The 19,715-nt window shown below is 42.4% G+C and carries 16 protein-coding genes; 5 read left to right on the top strand and 11 right to left on the bottom strand.

The features are described 5' to 3' along the window. Positions 1 to 28: 28 nt before the first annotated feature. The gene (locus PseudUWO311_RS13815; RefSeq protein ID WP_142655819.1) at positions 29 to 2,260 is read left to right on the top strand and encodes an NADP-dependent isocitrate dehydrogenase; all 2,232 of its coding nucleotides are present in this window, start codon (positions 29 to 31) and stop codon (positions 2,258 to 2,260) included. Between the two features lie 255 nt (positions 2,261 to 2,515). Here the strand turns inward: PseudUWO311_RS13815 and PseudUWO311_RS13810 are convergent, their stop codons facing one another. Continuing rightward, positions 2,516 to 4,252 (bottom strand): ATP-binding protein, encoded by a 1,737-nt coding sequence (locus tag PseudUWO311_RS13810; RefSeq protein ID WP_142655818.1) that lies wholly within the window; start codon positions 4,250 to 4,252, stop codon positions 2,516 to 2,518. A gap of 265 nt (positions 4,253 to 4,517) precedes the next feature. Further along, complete coding sequence (locus PseudUWO311_RS13805) at positions 4,518 to 5,213, bottom strand: SRPBCC family protein (protein ID WP_142655816.1); 696 nt, start codon at positions 5,211 to 5,213, stop codon at positions 4,518 to 4,520. An 18-nt stretch (positions 5,214 to 5,231) separates the two neighbouring features. Between PseudUWO311_RS13805 and PseudUWO311_RS13800 the strand changes: the two genes are divergently transcribed. Continuing rightward, positions 5,232 to 5,933 carry a phosphoribosylanthranilate isomerase gene (locus PseudUWO311_RS13800; RefSeq protein WP_142655815.1) on the top strand — a complete coding sequence of 234 codons (702 nt, stop codon included), beginning with the start codon at positions 5,232 to 5,234 and terminating at the stop codon, positions 5,931 to 5,933. A 103-nt stretch (positions 5,934 to 6,036) separates the two neighbouring features. Here the strand turns inward: PseudUWO311_RS13800 and PseudUWO311_RS13795 are convergent, their stop codons facing one another. Next, positions 6,037 to 7,512 (bottom strand): cryptochrome/photolyase family protein, encoded by a 1,476-nt coding sequence (locus PseudUWO311_RS13795; RefSeq protein ID WP_142655813.1) that lies wholly within the window; start codon positions 7,510 to 7,512, stop codon positions 6,037 to 6,039. A gap of 636 nt (positions 7,513 to 8,148) precedes the next feature. Between PseudUWO311_RS13795 and PseudUWO311_RS13790 the strand changes: the two genes are divergently transcribed. Next, the gene (locus tag PseudUWO311_RS13790) at positions 8,149 to 10,683 is read left to right on the top strand and encodes a glycogen/starch/alpha-glucan phosphorylase (protein WP_142655812.1); all 2,535 of its coding nucleotides are present in this window, start codon (positions 8,149 to 8,151) and stop codon (positions 10,681 to 10,683) included. 76 nt (positions 10,684 to 10,759) lie between these two features. Then, positions 10,760 to 11,773: a 2-hydroxyacid dehydrogenase gene (locus PseudUWO311_RS13785; protein ID WP_142655810.1), complete on the top strand. Its 1,014-nt coding sequence runs from the start codon at positions 10,760 to 10,762 to the stop codon at positions 11,771 to 11,773. A gap of 61 nt (positions 11,774 to 11,834) precedes the next feature. Here the strand turns inward: PseudUWO311_RS13785 and PseudUWO311_RS13780 are convergent, their stop codons facing one another. From PseudUWO311_RS13780 to ureE, 3 genes are all read right to left on the bottom strand, one after another. Beyond that, a complete protein-coding gene (locus PseudUWO311_RS13780; RefSeq protein WP_142655808.1) occupies positions 11,835 to 12,680 on the bottom strand; it encodes a diguanylate cyclase in 846 nt (281 codons plus the stop codon). A gap of 311 nt (positions 12,681 to 12,991) precedes the next feature. Beyond that, the gene (locus tag PseudUWO311_RS13775) at positions 12,992 to 13,723 is read right to left on the bottom strand and encodes an urease accessory protein UreF (protein WP_142655806.1); all 732 of its coding nucleotides are present in this window, start codon (positions 13,721 to 13,723) and stop codon (positions 12,992 to 12,994) included. Beyond that, a complete protein-coding gene (ureE, locus tag PseudUWO311_RS13770; RefSeq protein ID WP_142655804.1) occupies positions 13,713 to 14,183 on the bottom strand; it encodes an urease accessory protein UreE in 471 nt (156 codons plus the stop codon). Before ureE ends, PseudUWO311_RS13775 begins: the two co-directional genes overlap by 11 nt. Before the next feature lie 79 nt (positions 14,184 to 14,262). Between ureE and ureG the strand changes: the two genes are divergently transcribed. Next, on the top strand, positions 14,263 to 14,856 hold the full coding sequence (gene ureG, locus PseudUWO311_RS13765; protein WP_142655803.1) for an urease accessory protein UreG: 594 nt from the start codon (positions 14,263 to 14,265) through the stop codon (positions 14,854 to 14,856). A 190-nt stretch (positions 14,857 to 15,046) separates the two neighbouring features. Here ureG and PseudUWO311_RS13760 read toward each other — a convergent pair whose 3' ends face one another. The 5 genes from PseudUWO311_RS13760 to urtB form a co-directional block, all read right to left on the bottom strand. After that, positions 15,047 to 15,865 carry an MOSC domain-containing protein gene (locus tag PseudUWO311_RS13760; protein WP_142655802.1) on the bottom strand — a complete coding sequence of 273 codons (819 nt, stop codon included), beginning with the start codon at positions 15,863 to 15,865 and terminating at the stop codon, positions 15,047 to 15,049. A 127-nt stretch (positions 15,866 to 15,992) separates the two neighbouring features. Further along, positions 15,993 to 16,691: an urea ABC transporter ATP-binding subunit UrtE gene (gene urtE / locus PseudUWO311_RS13755; RefSeq protein WP_142655801.1), complete on the bottom strand. Its 699-nt coding sequence runs from the start codon at positions 16,689 to 16,691 to the stop codon at positions 15,993 to 15,995. Continuing rightward, on the bottom strand, positions 16,681 to 17,463 hold the full coding sequence (gene urtD / locus PseudUWO311_RS13750) for an urea ABC transporter ATP-binding protein UrtD (RefSeq protein ID WP_142655852.1): 783 nt from the start codon (positions 17,461 to 17,463) through the stop codon (positions 16,681 to 16,683). The genes urtE and urtD overlap by 11 nt, the downstream gene beginning before the upstream one ends. 134 nt (positions 17,464 to 17,597) lie before the next feature. Beyond that, positions 17,598 to 18,686, bottom strand: a complete 1,089-nt coding sequence (gene urtC, locus PseudUWO311_RS13745) for an urea ABC transporter permease subunit UrtC (RefSeq protein WP_142655800.1) — start codon at positions 18,684 to 18,686, stop codon at positions 17,598 to 17,600. A gap of 54 nt (positions 18,687 to 18,740) precedes the next feature. Beyond that, positions 18,741 to 19,703: an urea ABC transporter permease subunit UrtB gene (gene urtB, locus PseudUWO311_RS13740; RefSeq protein WP_142655799.1), complete on the bottom strand. Its 963-nt coding sequence runs from the start codon at positions 19,701 to 19,703 to the stop codon at positions 18,741 to 18,743. Between the last annotated feature and the right edge of the window lie 12 nt (positions 19,704 to 19,715).

Here is a 19,715-nt window from a genome sequence, read left to right as displayed (position 1 = left end):
TGATCCGCAAAAAATCCGCCCCATTGACATGAGCAATCAAACCTCAAAAATCACCTATACCTTTACCGATGAAGCTCCAGCCCTAGCCACTTACTCCCTACTACCCATAGTCCAAGCTTTTACGAGAGCCGCTGACATTGAGGTTGAACTCAAGGATATTTCTCTAGCTGGGCGGATTATTGCGAATTTTCCTGAATACTTAACCGAATCGCAGCGTCAACCCGATGCCCTCGCGGAACTGGGAGACTTGGCAAAAACTCCTGAAGCATATATCGTCAAACTCCCGAATATTAGCGCCTCCCTGCCCCAGTTAACGGCGGCGATCGCAGAGTTACAAGCCAAGGGTTACAACATCCCGAACTATCCAGCCGATCCACAAACTGAAGAAGAGAAAGCGATTAAGGCGAAATACTCTAAGGTGTTGGGCAGTGCGGTTAATCCAGTATTGCGTGAAGGAAATAGCGATCGCCGTGTCGCCTCAGCCGTCAAAGAATTTGCTCAAAAGCATCCCCATTCCGTTGGTGCATGGTCAAAGGATTCTAAATCCCATGTAGCGCACATGACTGAGGGGGATTTCTACGGTAGCGAGAAATCAGTGGTAATTCCCAAGGCTGGCGTAGTCAAGATTGAATTGATCACAGCCGATGGTTCTATTCAAGTTCTCAGGGAGAAAACCCCTATATTAGAAGGCGAAGTAATTGATGCTTCGGTGATGAGTGTCAAGGCTTTACGGGCTTTTTATGCTCAGGAAATTGCCAAGGCGAAGGAAGAAGATATTTTGCTGTCTCTCCATGTCAAGGCGACGATGATGAAGATCTCTGACCCGATTCTCTTTGGTCATGCGGTGACGGTCTATTATCAAGATGTATTTGAGAAGTATGCTGATACCTTCAAGCAATTAGGCATCAATCCGAATAATGGATTGGGCGATGTTTATGCCAAGATTCAGTCTTTGCCTGACAAGCAAAAAGAAGCGATCGCCGCAGATTTGCAAGCAGTTTGTGAAAAGCAACCACGTCTAGCGATGGTCAATTCCGATAAGGGAATTACCAATCTGCATGTTCCTAGCGATGTGATTATTGATGCATCCATGGCGGCGACCATTCGGACTTCTGGCAAGATGTGGGGCGCGGATGGCAAGGCTTACGACACTAAGGCAATGATTCCCGATCGCTCCTATGCCACCATTTATCAAGCCTGTATCGAATTCTGTCAGGAAAACGGAGCCTTTGATGTTACGACGATGGGCAATGTTGCCAATGTGGGCTTAATGGCGCAGAAGGCTGAAGAATATGGTTCCCACGATAAAACTTTTGAGATTCCTGCGGATGGAATAGTGCGCGTTAGTGATGAAACTGGAACTATTCTCATTGAACATTCTGTCGCTAAGGGTGACATCTGGCGGATGTGCCAAACTAAGGACTTACCGATTCAGGACTGGGTTAAACTTGCTGTCAATCGGGCGAAAGCGACGGGAAATCCGACGATTTTTTGGTTAGATGAGAACCGCGCCCATGATGCGAATTTGATTACTAAGGTCAAGACCTATTTGCAAGCCCATGACACCACAGGGCTAGATATCCAAATTCTGTCACCTGTGGCAGCGATGAAATTTACCTGCGAACAAATTAAAGTGGGTAAAAATGTGATTTCTGTAACGGGTAACGTTCTGCGGGACTATCTCACGGATTTATTCCCAATCCTCGAACTTGGTACGAGCGCCAAAATGCTCTCGATCGTGCCATTGCTCGCGGGTGGTGGACTGTTTGAAACGGGCGCGGGTGGCTCGGCTCCCAAACACGTTCAGCAGTTTCTCGAAGAAGGGCATTTACGTTGGGATTCCCTCGGAGAATTTTTAGCGATCGCCGTTACCCTCGAAGACCTCGGACGCAAAACCAACAATGAGAACGCCAAGATCTTGGCGATCGCCCTAGACCAAGCCAACAGTCTCTATCTCAATAACGATAAATCGCCATCCCGCAAGATCGGCGGCATCGATAATCGTGGCAGTCATTTTTATATCGCGCTTTACTGGGCGCAAGCTCTAGCAGAACAAAATCAGAATTTGGAACTAAAGTCGAAATTTGCTGAGTTGGCGAAGGTATTGGCGGATAAGGAAAGCCAAATTATTCAAGAATTGAGCGCTGTTCAAGGTCAATCTGTCGATATTGGCGGCTATTATTTTGCTGATCCTGATAAGGCTAATCAAGCGATGCGCCCTAGTCAGACTCTGAATGAGGCGATTAATTCACTCCATTGATACAAGTACTATTTCCAAAATAGGAATAACGAACTGAATGTAGCTCAGAATAATGTTGGGACGGTATTGTAGGGGCGGGTTTAGTTGATAATTCTGTGCTAAAAGCAGGATTTATGTGCAAAACCCGCCCCTCCAGCCTACATTCTCATGGCAAATATTTTTTGCCCTGATTACCTGCTGAATGTAGGATCTCCTTATGCCAAGTGTATTTTCAGCAATTTGTTGCCAAACAAAAAATATGATTTTTGCTAAAAATTAAAGACGCTTAACTTTACTTTTTAGAACCTTTTCTTCAACCTCATTAATTTGGACTTCTCGCAACCTCGTTGCATAGGCAGGGAAAGGAAATCCAACCAGCAAAGGTGATGGAACTTCGGGCTGATGAATAAACATACTGCCAGATTTTAATAATAGCGATCGCTTCCGACAAGCACCCGTCAAGAAATTATACTCAGGGCGTTCTACTTCGGCAGAGTCGAGACGACCAACTACGCGCACTGCCGCCTGTCCGACCACGCGACGTTCTACCTCCGAAGCAGTTTGTTGAGCGCCTATTAGGATAATGCCAAGCGATCGCCCCCGCTCCGCGATTTCCACTAACAAATCCTTAATGGGGCTACGACCTTCCTTTGGTGCGTATTTATTTAACTCATCAAGAACTATAAAGACAACGGGATATTGACCGCGCTTTTCTTTTTCCATGAATAGCTTTTGAAGCAATACACCCACCACAAACTTTTGGGCTTTGCTACCTAGCTTGTTGATATCCGCGATCGTTAGCTGATATTCTGCATCAAGGGGATCGAGTTTATATTTTTGCAATTCTTCCGCAGGTAGATCGCCGCGAATGAGATGACCCATTTCATCGGCAATTCCCCATAAACGCCGCGTTAGAGCCTCCGCAGTCGCAGGAGCATTGCGTCCTAGCCATTTCTGATCGGGATTCTCGACTAACTTCTCTTCAAGAAATTCAATCAAATCTCGAAATGTTTCCACTTTATCTTTGTCTTCTTCACCATAGGTGTCATCCAAGTCCAGACTAGCTCTAGGCAAAAATCCTAGCTTCTTATCATATTTGTCATTATCCATTGCCAATCTGGCTAGACGCTCCTCAACAATACTTGCCAAGAAGCCAATGTTCCCACGCTCTAGGTCGTCACCTGCAAATAAGAAACGAAACAGGCGATCGCGACAAAATTCACGCATTCCCCATACATAGGCGGAGATATTATCGGAACGTTGATCGAGATGCGGTTCTATCTCTTGGGTGTTTTTCTTGGGCGCAACACAAAAACGGACATCCCGAAAAGGTTCTACGGGCAAATCGAGGGCATGATAGGTATGGCGATCTTCCTCTCGCATTTTATTGTTGGGTTTATCTAAGAAAAATAAATCTTCCCCTTTGACATTAAAAATGAGTGCTTTCGTATTTGCTCTCTTAGAACCCAAAGCTGCTGAATTAAAAATAGAATGCAGTAAAAATAAAGCAAAAGAAGTCTTCGTTGCTACCCCCGAAATCCCTGAAATATTGACATGAGCGCCCTTTGTGCCATCAATAAATTCATAGTTCAAATAGGCTGGACTTCCATTTCGCATAATCCCTGCGGAGATGCGCTGTTCCATGCCATCGAAATTGAGTGCAAATCTGAGATTCTCATCTTCGGCTAAATAAACAGCATCGCTCGGTTGTGGTGGTAAATATTCTTCAGGCTCAATGCGCGTGACTTGAATATGGGCAGCATAGGATACATTTACGGGCATACTGCCAGTGGTAACCAGAAATGTATCTGTATCAAATTGCGTCCCCTCATGGATGGTTCGCACATGATCGACAACCCCATAAAAGTTAACGATCCCTTTTTTATCAGGACGATCGGTTTTTACTTGCACGACATCATCGAGACGAAGGACTTTGCCATCACTCACCGCTACCCAAAATTCAAGTGGGGTAGCATCTTTGGTTCCTAATATATATCCAATCGGCTCGATCATGTCGTTAATTATTAAGTTTGAGAATTTGAGAATAAGAGAGAATGGGAATAGCACATTCTCTCCTGTTTGAAGTCTCTATAGTGACAATTCATGAATTGTTCCGCAGAAACCATTTAAGAGTTGCTTTCTACAGTTAAAACTTCTAAGAGATTCCCCTCAGCCTCCTTGTAAACGAGGATTAGAGTCTCCCTTGCAAGATGGATTGAGGGGTAATCTGGACAATTCTTAAATAGGCTCTAAGGTGAGGCAGAAGCCCTATTATTTTTTAATTTCTACTAGCAACTTCTTGTTTAATCGCTTGTAATGTATCTCCTAAAGCGTCTTTAAAAATCCCATAGAAAGCATCAGTAGGAGTTCCACTTTTTGGCTGTGCATTGACTGTGTAAGTAATTAGAATTTGATTGGCTGGACGCTTGGGTACTGAGGAGACAGGCTCAATTTTCCAATAGCCCTCCATTTTGGCAAGATCACCATCAATAAGTCGAAAATCGATTTGTCTGCGATCGGTTTCTTGGATAGCGAGTTTAGTACGCGAAACAATCGAAACTAAGAAAACTTGGCGCGAATCCACTTGTTCAATTACTTTACGACTGCCACGATTTTCGATGATCCTGCTGGAAGTCATATTGGGAATAAACTTATAGAGATTGGCATAGTCGGTCAAAACTCGCCAAACTGCATCAGGTGAGGCATTAAGTAATACTCGCGCAACATATTTGCCATTGTTACCAGTGACCACTGTTTGACCTTTACGTAGTGAATCACGCTGCACTGAGGGCAGACGATCTACTGGACCATCAAAGAGACCAGCACGGGCTGGAAGAGTGGGAGTACAGCAAGCGATCGCGATCGCCATAAACATTGCCGAGCCTGCGGAAATTTTTGTCACGATTTTCTTGCCTAATTTCTGATCGAGTTGTTGGTGAGACTGCATAAACTTTGGATAGGATGAGTCAGTCATGGAATTAATTGCTTGAGTATGTATATCAAAATTTGTGGCATTACGAAACTAGATCAAGCACAAGCGATTGTGCAAATGGGAGCCAATGCACTTGGTTTTATCTGTGTATCCTCTTCACCACGATATATCAGCCCAACTGCGATCGGGCAAATCACCTCTAGTCTACTCTCTGCCCAGACAGAGATGGCAAGATTCTCAGAGCTAGATTTGATTGGGGTATTTCTTAATTCCAGTATCAGTGAAATTAGTGAAACAGTTGCGCTAGCTGGACTAAACGCGGTGCAACTACATGGCGATGAATCTCCAGAATTTTGTGCTCAACTGCGATCGCATCTAAGTGCTACTCACCCGAAAATAAAGCTAATTAAAGCGCTACGAGTTAAAGATCAATCAGGTTTAGAGAAAGCAAATCTTTTTAGCAATGTTGTAGATGCGATTTTACTTGATGCCTATGATCCTCATATGGCGGGAGGAACTGGTAAAACTCTGGATTGGCAAATGTTGCGCGATTTTCGTCCAGCTTGTGACTGGTGGTTAGCGGGAGGCTTATCACCTGAAAATGTTGCCGATGCGATCGCTTTGGTAAGTCCACATGGTCTAGATGTATCCAGTGGGGTCGAACGTGCTGCTGGGGATAAAGATTTGTCGAAAGTTGAGCAATTTGTGCAGAGATGCATTTGCGATCGCGCAGCATTAGCCCAGCACTCAAGTGCTGGCTAAAAGCTCAAGTCTGCTGAAGCAGACTAAAAAATAATTTTCCGTAACCCGTTTCAACGGGTTTTAGCTTTTAGCCCGCACTTGAGTGCAGGGCTTGAGTGCGAGCTTAGGGACTAGCTTTGCAATCTTTATAGAGCTGCTTAAACTTTTGCTGCTGAATATTGTGATCGACAATTGGCAAAGGGTAATCACGTTTTTTACACTGGTGTGGTGGAATATTGCCACTTAAAAGCTCGGCAGTCGTTAATCCCTGTAATTCTGGCAACCAGCGCAAAATATATTCACCCTCAGGATCATATTTTCGAGCTTGCGAAGCAGGATTGAAGATTCTTAAGGGCTTTGGATCCATGCCACTAGAAGCACTCCATTGCCAACCGCCATTATTTGCCGCCAGATCGCCATCCAGTAATTTCTGCATAAAATAGCGCTCGCCCCACTGCCAATTAATAATCAAATCTTTGGTTAGGAAGCTAGCAACGATCATCCGACAACGGTTATGCATCCAGCCTGTTTGATTAAGTTGCCGCATCGCCGCATCGACAATCGGATAACCTGTGCGCCCTTCACACCATGCCACAAATTTCTCCTCGTCATCATCCCAAGGGAAATCTCGCATCTGCGGACGATATGCACCCGTTTCTAGTTCAGGAAAATAGAACAACACATGTTGATAAAATTCGCGCCATGCTAATTCCTGTTTCCATGTGGTGATGCCTGAAGATTCTTCTTCACTTCTGATAAGCTGCTCAGCCGCGATCGCCTTTTCCCAAACTCTTCTAATTCCCATAGTACCAAAGCGCAAATGTGGACTCAGGCTCGATGTGCCCTCATGAGCAGGAAAGTCACGTTCAGTCTGATAACGCAAGATTCCATTACCATCGCAAAAGGTTTCTAATAATTGCAGAGCCTCGGCTTCACCAGATTTTGGTAACGTTATGTCGTTAATAAATTTGAGTTCGCGCAAGCTTGGCAAAGCGATTACAGGCAGATGCTCATAACTAGCTAAACCTGTTAATTTCTGAGGAGCATTAAAAGGTTTTGGCTTTGGTTTAGCTTGCCAGTTGCGCCAAAAAGGAGTGTAAACCTTATAAGGTTCACCTGCTTGGGTGGCGATCGCATTGGGAGCAATCAAACCAATATCAATAAAACTTTGCACTTTAATTCCTAATTCTTGCAGGGCATTAGTTGCTTCGCGATCGCGTTTAAGTGCAAAGGGTTCGACATCTTGATTAAAAAAGACATGACTTACCTTAACCGCCTTGGCTAGTTCGCAAATCGAATTTACAGGCTGACCATGCATGAATAACAAATCACTGCCCAACCGCCGATAGTTAGCTTGCAACTCGCGCAGACAAACCAGCATAAAGTCAACCTTGCTTCCCTCCGTTACTCCATCATCAAGAATATCAGGGTCAAAAATAAACACCCCCAGCACGATCCCCTGATCCCCAACTTGGGCGATCGCCTCACTCAGCGCAGGATTATCATCCACCCGCAAATCGCGCCGATGCCAGACTAAAGCGATCGATTGCCCCAATGATATTTCAATATTTTTCCCAGAGTTACTGGTTATTTGATTCATAACTATTGACGGTTGTATATTTAAATCACATATCTATTGTATATAGGCTAAAAGTCAAAAGAGAGTGGCAGCGTGAAGCGCTGCCACTCTCTTTTGGCTTATGTTAGATTTTCCGCTTCATAACCACAAAAGTGATGTCGTCATAAACTTTATGAGAACCAATAAAGAGATTTATAGGTGATTTCATTGGGGCACAATGTCAAAATTTTCTGGATATCGCTCCTAAATGCTTTTGGGAGAATATTTCGCTGAAAATGGGGGCATCATTTTCAGCAATAGTCTTAAGTAAACCTGCATAATTTAAAGTCCCAGAGCCAAGATCTGTCCCGACTGCTAAGCGGGTGCTAAAGATCTTGGGGTTTTGTATTTAATTTTTGCGTAGCTACTTATGCTGAGTGGGGCAGCGATCTGCCTAATGTACTTTCTGCGATCCCCAAAAGATTACGAGGTAAATTTTTTATAAAAATTTGAGCTAATGTCAGGGAACCGTAAATATTATGCCCCTCAAACATAAATTATCAGTTAATAAATGACCAACAACTCAAAGTTTATGCTTGGATAGGACAGGGGCATAACCCTCCGCCTTAGGGTCAGCAGAACGGCAATAAGACAAAGTAACCATTCAGGAATAATTCTATGCAAACAAATGTTGCTAATCAAACCAGCAATATTACGGTAGAAGACGATCGCACAGGTTTAAGTATTGAAACCCTCAAGCGGGCCTTTGCCGATAACCTGTTCTACATACAAGGCAAACTCGCAATTCTCGCCAACTTCACCGACTACTACATGGCGTTGTCTTACACCACACGCGATCGCCTATTGCAACGTTGGCTACAAACACTCAAGGTCTACCACGAACAAGATATTAAAACCGTTTATTACCTGTCCGCCGAATTTTTGATGGGGCGACATCTGGGTAATAGCCTAATTAATCTTGACCTGTATGAAGCGATCGAGCAAGCTGTTAAAGAGTCAGGACTGGATCTGACCGAAATTCTAGAGCAAGAACCTGATCCAGGACTCGGTAATGGTGGTCTCGGTCGCTTAGCGGCCTGTTTCCTTGACTCCCTTGCCACCCTAGAAATTCCTGCAATGGGTTATGGCATTCGCTATGAATTTGGTATTTTCAACCAATCGATTCAGCATGGTTGGCAGGTTGAGATTCCTGACAAATGGTTGCGTTGTGGTAATCCTTGGGAAGTCGTGCGCTACGAGTCCACCGTCCAAGTTAAATTTGGCGGACATACCGAAATCTATAACGATGATCGCGGTCGTCCTCATACCCGTTGGATTCCTAGTTTCACCGTTGAAGGGATTCCCCACGATACCCCCGTGCCTGGATATCAAACCAACACGGTTAATACGCTTCGTCTCTGGAAAGCTGAAGCAGGCGAAGACTTTAACTTCCAAGCCTTTAACTCAGGCGACTATGATGGCGCGGTTGCTACTAAGATCAAGTCGGAAACTATTTCCAAAGTTCTTTACCCCAACGACAACACGCCCCAAGGTCGTCAGTTGCGTCTAGAGCAGCAATTCTTTTTTGTATCTTGCTCTCTCCAAGACATCATTCGTCGCCATCTCAAAAAGTATGGTCGTTTGGACAACCTTGCAGATCATGCAGCCGTACAGTTAAATGACACTCACCCAGCTATCAGCATTGCCGAAATGATGCGTTTGTTGGTAGATGATCATCAAATGTTCTGGGATGAAGCATGGCGGATTACCCAAAGCACCTTTGCTTATACTAATCATACGCTCATGCCTGAAGCGCTCGAAAAATGGGGTGTACCTCTATTTGAGAGCCTTTTGCCTCGTCATTTAGAAATCATTTACGAAATCAATCATCGCTTCTTGCAAGATGTACAGACTTGGTTCCCTGGCGATGATGAGTTGCTATTGCGCCTATCGATTATCGAAGAAGGCGGTGGCAAAAAAGTACGGATGGCAAACCTCGCAACCGTTGGCAGTCATGCCGTTAATGGTGTCGCGGCTTTGCACACCGAATTGCTCAAGCAAGATGTATTGAAAGACTTCTATAAGCTTTGGCCAGAGAAGTTTAACAATAAAACTAATGGAGTCACTCCTCGACGTTGGGTATTGCTAGCTAATCCTGCGTTGTCAGGTTTAATTAGTGAGAAAATTGGTGATACTTGGCTGAAGCATCTTGACGAACTTCGTAAGCTTGAAGCCTTTGTGGATGACAAAGATTTTCGCGATCGCTGGAGACAAATTAAACAAGCAAACAAGCAAAAACTTGCCGATTATATTCGCATCCATAATGGCGTAGAAGTTGATGTTAATTCTATCTTCGACATTCAAGTAAAGCGCATCCACGAGTACAAGCGTCAGCACCTTGACTTACTGCACATCATCGGACTCTATCTACGGATTAAACAAAATCCTAGTATCAAGATCACTCCTCGTACGTTTGTATTTGGCGGTAAAGCTGCACCTGGCTATTTCATGGCAAAGCTAATCATCAAAGCGATCAACGCGGTAGCTGATGTTGTCAATCGCGATCCTGATGTGCAAGGACGTATCAAAGTTGTTTTCCTTGCCAACTTTAGTGCTTCCCTTGGTCAATTGATTTATCCTGCTGCTGACTTGTCAGAGCAAGTCTCGACCGCAGGTAAAGAAGCTTCGGGTACTGGCAACATGAAGTTCACTATGAATGGCGCTTTGACTATCGGTACTCTAGACGGTGCGAATATCGAAATCCGCGAAGAAGTTGGTGCTGATAACTTCTTTTTATTCGGTTTAACGGCTGCCGAAGTTGAACAGAAAAAAGCTGAAGGTTACAATCCTCAAACCTATTACCAAAGCAATGAAGAACTTCGCAATGTTCTCGATCGCCTCGGCATGGGATATTTCTCCCCTGGAGACAAGGACTTGTTTAAGCCTTTAGTGGATTCGCTGATGTATCACGATGACTATATGTTGTTGGCTGATTATCAAGCCTATTCCGATTGTCAAGCTGAAGTCAGCGCAGCTTATCAAGATGTCGAGAAATGGACAACTATGAGTATTCTCAACGTGGCAAGATCTGGGAAGTTCTCTTCCGATCGCACAATCAAAGAATATTGTGATGAGATCTGGAATGTGAAACCTGTAAAAGTGGAGTTGCAACCCTATGATCCAGCAAGGGCAACACTCAATGTTGGCGGCTAATATCTAAATCGCAAATAAGAAAGGCTCGCTTAGCGAGCCTTTCTTATTTGTAGCAAAAATTCCTATCATATTATTTATGAAAATTGCCTTTTTCAATACCAAGCCCTATGATCGTCAACCGTTTAATGTTGCTAATGAGCAACATCAACATGAAATAGTTTTTTTTGAATGCCATCTTAGCCATGAGACTGTTTCCCTCGCCATAGGGTTTCCTTCTATCTGCATTTTTATTAATGACTACCTTAATGCAGACATGTTGGAGAAGTTAGCTCAGGGCGGCACAAAATTAATTGCTCTCAGGTCGGCTGGATTTAACCATGTTGACTTAGTTGCGGCATCTCGTTTGGGAATAACGATCGTGCGTGTTCCCGCCTATTCCCCCTATGCTGTTGCTGAACATGCGATCGCCTTAATTTTATCGCTCAATCGTAAAGTTCATCGAGCCTATAACCGTGTTAGAGAAGGTAACTTCTCTATTGAAGGATTACTTGGCTTTGATTTGCATGGGGCAACGGTAGGCGTGATTGGCACTGGTCGAATTGGTGCAATTTTTGCCCAGATTATGCATGGATTTGGCTGTAAATTAATCGGCTATGATGCTTATCAAAACACTGTTTGCTTAGCAATGGGAATGGAATATTTATCAATGCCCGAACTCTTCGCTCAGTCAGATATTATTTCGCTCCATTGTCCACTTACCCCCGATACGCATTATTTGATTAATGCCGATGCGATCGCTCAAATGAAAACTGGGATGATGTTAATTAATACTAGTCGCGGCGCATTAATTGATACTCAGGCGGCGATCGATGGTCTGAAATCTGGTGCGATCGGCTATCTCGGTATAGATGTATATGAGCAAGAAGCGGATTTGTTTTTTGAAGACTTGTCCAATGAAGTTATTCAAGATGACACATTTCAGCGGTTATTAACCTTTCCCAATGTTATTGTTACGGGGCATCAGGCTTTTTTTACCAGCCAAGCTTTGGCAAATATCGCTGATACTACGCTCTCAAATATTACAGAATTTGAGCAGGGTAAAAATTGTGTAAATGAGGTAAAGATCGAAAATGCGATCGCCACGAAATAATACCAACTAAAACCCAATATTATTGTTGCGCAGCTTTACCGCGCAACAATAATATTGGGTTTTAGTTACTGCTATATACTGCTCGATCGCGACCTTGATTTTTGGCTAGATATAAGCCCTTGTCAGCAGATTCAATGAGGCTTCTGTGATGTACGTTCTTCTGAGGCATAGTTGTGGATATACCAATGCTGACAGAAACACAATCTTTGACAAAAGAGGCTTCGTGTGGAATTTGTAGATTAGCAATAGCAAGGCAAATTTCTTCAGCGATAAAAGTGGCTCCTTCTCTTAGAGTATTTGGCAAAATCACCGCAAACTCCTCACCACCATAACGAGCCACTAGATCGGCAGGGCGACGTATACAAGACTCTATTGTCTTTGCTACCGTCCGTAAACAGTCATCGCCAACAGGATGTCCATAGCGATCGTTATAGCGCTTAAAAAAATCTACGTCGCAGAGTAACAATGAAAGTGGCAAATGCTCTCTAGCTAGGCGTTGCCATTCTCCTTCTAACCTCTGATCAAAGGCTCTACGGTTAGCGATTTGGGTCAGTCCGTCAATGGTGACTTCGCGGGCAAGCGATAAAGCGCGATCATAGAGCAATGCTTCGATGGTGTCACTGTGAGAAGTAGTGGTGTCAAGAATGATCTCTAGATCATTCTTTTCGCTTGACAGTCTCTCTAAAAGTAGTCTAAGAGCCGTCTCGGTCTGTTGGCGATCGAGAATTTCAGTTTGCAGACGATGATTAACTTGCGATAGTTGTTCTCCTTGAGTGATTTTTGTGTCTAAATTCTTTCTTAAGCTGATATTCTGCGCTCGCAATGATTCTATTTCTTGCTCTAAGCGTTCAACTTTAGCCAAGAAAAGCTGTTCATTAGTAACTAGTTGTGGTTTTTCAGTTTCCATGCTTTTCTGATCTGTTGGCTTAAGCAATTTTAGAACAGCTTTAAGAAATTGCCAAACTTAAGGCGACAATATCTCAATAAGTCATCATAATTTTATTTTTAATTTTGCAAAATAACAGTCTTAAAAAATTGTCATCAGATCAAAAGCACATCTGGGTAGTACCAATTCACGAAAGTGTGGCTACATTTCTGTGAATTAAAAAACAAACCCTATAAGGGTTTTAAAAACGCAACATGGCTATACCATGTTGTGTTTTGGTATAACGATCTTGCGAAGCAAGATCGTTACCCAGATGTGCGTTTGACTATATTTTAGCTACGAAATAATCGTGAATATTGAGTTTCGTGGTTAGCACAAGCTAAACTTGCTCCCCAACCACACCACTCCAATTCGTCATCTAATCGGCTTAATGCTAATTGAGAACTGCTTAGAATATCAGAACTGAGATTGAAGATAACCTGTTGACCAGTCGTTTGTCCAAATGGAACAGACCTTACAGCTGCACTAACTAAATTGGATAACCAACTATAAATATAACCAACAGTTGTATTACTAACATCAATTCCTAGGCTTGCCGCTACAATTCCAAAGGCGATCGCATAGTTACAACCTTTACCTTGAGCATTAGCTTTGGCAGTCGGTAAAAGCTCGTTGATTGATTTACAGATAGCTAATTGATCATTTTGACTATCTGGAAGTTGCCACCATAGCTTCATTAAGGACTGTCCCATTTGCCAACTGGCAAGGCGTACTTCTTCCGACTCTCTGGTGGCTGATAGCCAATTATTCCAATAGTTTAACGCAGTGATATCGTTAGATATCATCGCCTGATGAGCGCGAAGTGCGATCGCTGCTTCGTTAGTAACAAATCCAAAACTCATCTCTCTTTTTAACCAGTCGCAAAGATCTGAATCAGTTTGAATAATGCCATTACTACAAAGATATTCAATTCCTTCGGAATAGCTGTAAGCACCAACTGGTAAAGCGGGACTGGTGAGTTGGAGCAATCGCAATAATTGCCAAGAATCGGGATTAATGATCATGATGATGATGGTAAGCGCCAGATTCTGGTTGAAAAGGTTGAGTTTCGTGAGTTACGGTCAGTCCCATCTGTAAAACCATATCTTCTAGAACTGAGTCTGGAGTTAAGCGTAAATAGGTTTCTGTAATTTCCAAAGAAATATGGCGATTACCCAAATGATAGGCGGCTCTCAAAAATTCAAGAGGATGTTTAGCAGTGACGGTGACTACTGGCTCAGGCTTAGCCACAACAATTGCGATCGCCTGATCTTGAGCATCAGCAAGAATATCGCCTTCTCTGAGGACGGTTCCTCTTTGAAGCTGTAAACTAATCTCTTCTCCTTCAACAGTCATAAATCGATGACGACTACGGGTTCTATCTTCAGCAATGAGCGCAAGTGTTAAGAGGGATTTCTGATCGACTAATTTTTTTACTTCTGTCGATACACCTGATGTCGATAAACGCTTTGTAACAATGTGCATTAGCTAAAATTACAGTAAAGTAGAAACGACGCTTTGCGTCATCACCACTTTACCTCATATATAAGCAGGATAAATCCCAATGTCACCATTTCGTGTCGGAGTTGCTGGCCCCGTTGGTTCTGGAAAAACTGCCCTCGTTGATTCTCTTTGCAAATCTATGCGATCGCATTTCCAAATTGCCGTTGTCACCAATGATATCTACACTCAAGAAGATGCTCAATTTTTAGTCCGCAGTGAAGCTCTATCGCGCGATCGCATAGTGGGTGTAGAGACTGGTGGCTGTCCTCATACTGCGATTAGGGAAGATGCATCGATGAATTTGGCAGCGATCGAGCAGTTAGAGCTTTGCTTTACCGATTTAGATTTGCTGTTTGTAGAGAGTGGTGGTGATAATCTTGCTTCTACTTTTAGCCCAGAATTGGTTGATTTAACGCTATATGTAATTGATGTTGCTGCTGGCGACAAAATCCCTCGCAAAGGGGGACCTGGAATTACTAAATCTGATTTATTGGTAATTAATAAAATCGATCTTGCCCCCTATGTTGGTGCTGATTTGCAGGTAATGGAACGCGATGCATTAAAAATGAGAGGCAACAAGCCTTTTGTGTTTAGTAATCTCAAAACTCAGATCGGCTTAACAACAATCACAGAATTTATTATTGGACGAATGTAATAGACTTAATCGGAAATAAGTGAAAGCCTTACTACACAAGGTTTTCAGAAACACCCAAGAAATCGATAAAATGCTTACTGCATAAGAGTTTGATGGCATTTTGGCTGTTTTATTTCCGATTAAGTCTAATGAATAAAGTGTTGTGCGGCTTTGCCGCACAACACTTTATTCATTACATTTGTCTTTTGGTCTACTCTAACCAAATTTGATCGCCACAACGAATTACTCCTTGCTGTAATACTGAAGTACGAATACCTGCGATCGTCTTGTTGTGTTTAGTTGTAGTCCGTAAAATATTTAAATCCGTAGGAAGATCTAACTGAGCAATGGTTGTCACTACGCATCGAGGACATGAAGTATCAATACTTAGGCTTACCTCATCGCCAATTAACATCTTTCTGCTAACCCAACCATCTTCAATAAATGCGGCTTCTAAATCTTTTGGCTCAATTAAGATGTTTGGACGAAAACGACAAGGCTCAAAAGCTCCTTCAGGATAGATGTTCTTTAATTGAGCTAATGTAGTTGTTGTAATCGCGTGAATGGGGCAAGAATCAAAAAAAGTTCCTGATGGCATAAACAATTGAGTAATGACTTCCCGATTAAGCGCTCCTTCAATATCTGGCCAGTACTGATCTAAACTTGGTGCGTCAGGAGCAGAAGTGAGTAGCTGCACATTCCTTCCCATTGCTTGAGAAAGAGTTGTATTTATATCAATATTGTCACTGGTAGTTGTACTTCCGTCGGGTAAAACAAATTTAACGGCAGGCATTGAAGTTGGGGATGTTGGCGAAGAGACAAACTCAGCCTTAAACTCTAGTAATTTTGCCCATTTTTTTGGGTTCTTGGCACTTGCAATTCTCTCCGTTTCACGATCCCATAGAGCGTAAGCACGATCGCCTAAAATTCCTTTAGATACAACATCAACTTCATCAAGTTGCTCTCCCAGCATAGACTTGACTGGATACCGCCAGAGTGAGGCAACTTCACCAACTAAAATTCGAGTCATATCATTTCCAATTAGTATTTGACTGTATCAACTTGCAAATAAAAAAGCCAATAACCGATAAAAAGTGCGACTTAGTGACACATTTAACCGAATTATTGGCTTTTCCTTCAGCGAATACGCTATGATTTTAGATCGCGAGGTACTGATGCACTAAATCATCGCTTAAATCAGATGTTGCACCATTTGCGACAACCGCACCCTTTTCCATGATGAAGAACTTTTGAGCAAGCTGTTTTGCAAAGTCAACTTTCTGCTCTACTACAATTAGTGTAATACCCTTCTCACGGTTAATTCGTTTGAGAGTGTCCTCAATTTCCTGCACAATTGAAGGCTGAATTCCTTCAGTAGGTTCATCTAAAAGCATCATTTTAGGATTGCTCATCAACCCGCGTGCGATCGCTAATTGCTGTTGCTGTCCTCCACTCAACAGTCCACCTTGGCGGCTGAGATGCTGTTTTAGCATCGGGAAAAACTCAAAAATCTCATCAGGAATTTTACGCAACTTCTTCTGGGCGGCCGACATACCAAGTTTGAGGTTATCTAAAACTGATAAATAAGGAATGATTTCTCGACCTTGAGGAATGTAAGAGATACCATACCGCGCGCGTTTGTAGGTCGGAACTTTGGTAATTTCATCAGCATCAAAAACGATATTGCCAGAAAGCACCTTGTTCAAGCCAATAACGCTACGAAGTAATGTAGTTTTCCCTACCCCATTACGCCCTAGCAAGCAAGCAATATCTCCCTGATTAATTGCCATGTTCACTCCGAACAACACAGGTGTTTGTCCGTAGGACACTGTAACATCAGTCAGTTCAAGCAGCATCGATTTGTTCGCGTCCAAGATATACCTCAATTACTTTTGGATTTGATTGAACTTCATTGACTGAACCTTCAGTCAATTTTTCACCTTGATGCAATACCACAATCCGTTGAGCAATTTGCTTTACAAATTCCATGTCATGCTCGATTACCACAACAGAGTGATTTTGAGAAATCGTTTTAATGATTTCTCCTGTCAAATGAGTTTCGTCGGGAGTCATACCAGCAGTTGGTTCATCTAGCAAGACCAAGGTTGGATCTTGAGCAATTACCATACCAATCTCTACCCACTGTTTCTGTCCATGAGATAGTGATGAGACTTTATCGTAGCCTTTTTCTAAAAGCCCAACGCGATCAAGCACAGAAATGATTTTGTCTCTTTTTCCAGCTGTAAGTTTAGATTTGATCGAAGCAAAAACACCATGAGTGCCTTTGAGGGCTAGTAAAATATTGTCAAATACCGATAAGTCATTGTAAACGTTAGGGTTTTGGAACTTGCGCCCAATCCCCATTCGAGCAACTTTATAAGGACTTTGATTAGTTATGTCCTTGCCATGATAATAAACATGCCCTGAAGCTACTGGAGATTTACCAACGATCGCATCAAGCAAAGTGCTCTTGCCAGCTCCATTTGGACCAATTATCGTAACAATCTCATTTTCGCCAACTTCTAAATCAACACCTTTTAATGCTTTGAATCCAGAAAAAACTACTTTAAGATCTTTAACGGACAAAACAGATTTTCTAGAACTAGAAACGTTGCTAGTTTCAGACATAAATTTATCGGTCTCAACTACAGAAGTTGTTTCCATGAGGTTACCTATCAATGTTAAGAAATATATTATTGTACTATTGCTAATCTTAGCAAAGGTTGTAATTAGCAAAAGATAGTATTGTTACATTCTAAAAATTATTCAGTCCTAGTCAATTGATTAGACTTTTTAGAAAGAAACTTCTTAGGTAATAGGCTAATTAATCCATCAGGAAGAAATAATACAACTATCACCAAAAGCACTCCGACAATTAACTGCCAATCTTGAGTAACTCGATCCACTGAATTTTGGATCTGCCCAAGTAAGATGGCAGCAAGAATTGGACCAAAAAGTGTTCCTCTACCACCTACAGCAACCCAAATTACGATCTGAGTACCAAAAGCAACTCCAAGATAAACTGGTGAAATAAATTTATTTAGAGGAACAAACAAGCCCCCAGCAATTCCAGCAATTCCAGCCGAAAGTGTCCAAATAAAGATTTTAAAATTAGCAACATCATATCCAAGGTAGGAAATACGTTGCTCATTTTCTTTAATAGAACGGAGAATCAATCCAAAGTTTGATTGAGTTAACCACCAACTACCAGCCATCACAGAAGCAGCAAAGACAAGAATTATAAAATATATTCCTATTGGCGGAACAGTTAAGCCAAATAGGGATAATTTTGAAACGTCAGTGATACCATTTGTTCCACCAGTATAAGCTTGTTGGCTAACAAAGAAAGTAGTTAAAGCCGACGATATGGCTAGAGTGATAACGGTAATGTAAACACCGCTAACTTTAGAACGAAAAATGAATGAGCCAATTAAATAGGCAAATCCTGCGGGTAATACGACCATTGCAATGACAGCAACTGGAAAAAACTGCAATGGAGCTATGAACCAAGGCAGTTCCTTCAAACCATTCCAAACCATAAAGTCTGGAAGTGTGCCACCATAATTGTTAGCGGTAGCAGATAGGTTGAGCTTTAGGTAATATGCCATCGCATATCCTCCTAACGTAAAAAATACGCCATGGGCAAAGCTCAGAATACCCGTGAATCCCCAAACTAGATCGAGAGAAACACCTAAAGTCCCGAACAAAAGCAACTTTGCCATAAGGTTGGTCTGGAATTCACCAGCAACAAAAGGAAAAATTGCGAATATCACCAACAAGACTAAACTTGTTACTAGCCATCTCTTCGGAACATAGTTAGCCTGTCGAATGCGACCTACTGCTTCTGCCATAATAAAACCTCCACTAAATTCGCTCTTATTGACAAAAAAATAGATGTAAATAGCTTAACTTCGCTTCTGAACTGTAAATAGACCTTCGGGACGGTAGCGAATCAATACTATTACGGCTGCCAATACAATTACTCTCGCTGTGGGATCGTTGATAAGGTATGCGATCGCAGCATTCGATTCTCCAATCAAAACTGCCCCTGCCAAAACTCCAATCAACTTATCGACACCACCTGTAACAACAGTCATCCAAGCGTCTACTAGGTAATCTTGACCCATTGGCGGTGCAACGCTTTTTAGTGAAGAAATAACAGTACCTGCAACTCCCGCTAAACCGCATCCATAGGCAAAAGTCATCATATCTACGAGACTAGTATTTACACCCAAGCACTTAGCCATGTCTCGGTTTTGGGTGACTGCACGCACTTCTCGTCCAAGCTTTGTTCCATAAAGCAGAAAAGCCGTTATTCCCAGCAGCAATAGAGCCATGAAGATAATAAACAATCGATAGTATGATATCTCGATTGCTTGTCCGCCGATTTCAAACGGAGTCCAGTTGCCACGAATATATGGAGGAGCTTTTACGTACTTTAGTTGAGCGGTGAAAATAAGTTTGACTACTCCTTGAAGAACTATACTTAACCCCCAAGTAGCTAAAAGTGTCTCAACAGCTCGTCCATATAGCCGTCGAACAATTGTTAATTCAACAATTGCACCAATAAAAGCTGTGAACAAGAAAGAAAATGGGATTGTCAATAACAAATCCATTTTGAAATTACTTTGCAACACAAACGATGTATATGCTCCTAGCATGATGAATTCACCATGTGCTAGGTTGATTATTCGCATAACTCCGAACGTTATTGAAAGTCCTAAACCTGTCAACAAAAGAATACCGATAATACCAACACCATTTAGGAGCTGATTGGTAATTGCGATCGGGTCGAACGACTTTGCTGCCGGAGTTGCCTGTGCTAAGTGTATTAACGAAGATAATGCATTAATTGGCAAGACGTTCATGGCTTTCTTAGT

The organism is Pseudanabaena sp. UWO311, assembly GCF_006937785.1.
Lineage (GTDB): Bacteria > Cyanobacteriota > Cyanobacteriia > Pseudanabaenales > Pseudanabaenaceae > Pseudanabaena.
This window is presented reverse-complemented; position numbering and strand designations above follow the sequence as displayed.

Bases quoted from the DNA above. Each gene is read 5' to 3' on its own strand.
- PseudUWO311_RS13815 (WP_142655819.1), top strand. From the start codon at position 29: ATGAGCAATCAAACCTCAAAAATCACCTATACCTTTACCGATGAAGCT.
- PseudUWO311_RS13785 (WP_142655810.1), top strand. From the start codon at position 10,760: ATGAAAATTGCCTTTTTCAATACCAAGCCCTATGATCGTCAACCGTTT.
- PseudUWO311_RS13760 (WP_142655802.1), bottom strand. From the start codon at position 15,865: ATGACTCGAATTTTAGTTGGTGAAGTTGCCTCACTCTGGCGGTATCCA.
- urtE (WP_142655801.1), bottom strand. From the start codon at position 16,691: ATGCTGCTTGAACTGACTGATGTTACAGTGTCCTACGGACAAACACCT.
- PseudUWO311_RS13780 (WP_142655808.1), bottom strand. From the start codon at position 12,680: ATGGAAACTGAAAAACCACAACTAGTTACTAATGAACAGCTTTTCTTG.
- ureE (WP_142655804.1), bottom strand. From the start codon at position 14,183: ATGCACATTGTTACAAAGCGTTTATCGACATCAGGTGTATCGACAGAA.
- PseudUWO311_RS13800 (WP_142655815.1), top strand. From the start codon at position 5,232: ATGTATATCAAAATTTGTGGCATTACGAAACTAGATCAAGCACAAGCG.
- urtC (WP_142655800.1), bottom strand. From the start codon at position 18,686: ATGGCAGAAGCAGTAGGTCGCATTCGACAGGCTAACTATGTTCCGAAG.
- PseudUWO311_RS13795 (WP_142655813.1), bottom strand. From the start codon at position 7,512: ATGAATCAAATAACCAGTAACTCTGGGAAAAATATTGAAATATCATTG.
- urtB (WP_142655799.1), bottom strand. From the start codon at position 19,703: ATGAACGTCTTGCCAATTAATGCATTATCTTCGTTAATACACTTAGCA.
- ureG (WP_142655803.1), top strand. From the start codon at position 14,263: ATGTCACCATTTCGTGTCGGAGTTGCTGGCCCCGTTGGTTCTGGAAAA.
- PseudUWO311_RS13775 (WP_142655806.1), bottom strand. From the start codon at position 13,723: ATGATCATTAATCCCGATTCTTGGCAATTATTGCGATTGCTCCAACTC.
- PseudUWO311_RS13810 (WP_142655818.1), bottom strand. From the start codon at position 4,252: ATGATCGAGCCGATTGGATATATATTAGGAACCAAAGATGCTACCCCA.
- PseudUWO311_RS13805 (WP_142655816.1), bottom strand. From the start codon at position 5,213: ATGACTGACTCATCCTATCCAAAGTTTATGCAGTCTCACCAACAACTC.
- PseudUWO311_RS13790 (WP_142655812.1), top strand. From the start codon at position 8,149: ATGCAAACAAATGTTGCTAATCAAACCAGCAATATTACGGTAGAAGAC.
- urtD (WP_142655852.1), bottom strand. From the start codon at position 17,463: ATGTCTGAAACTAGCAACGTTTCTAGTTCTAGAAAATCTGTTTTGTCC.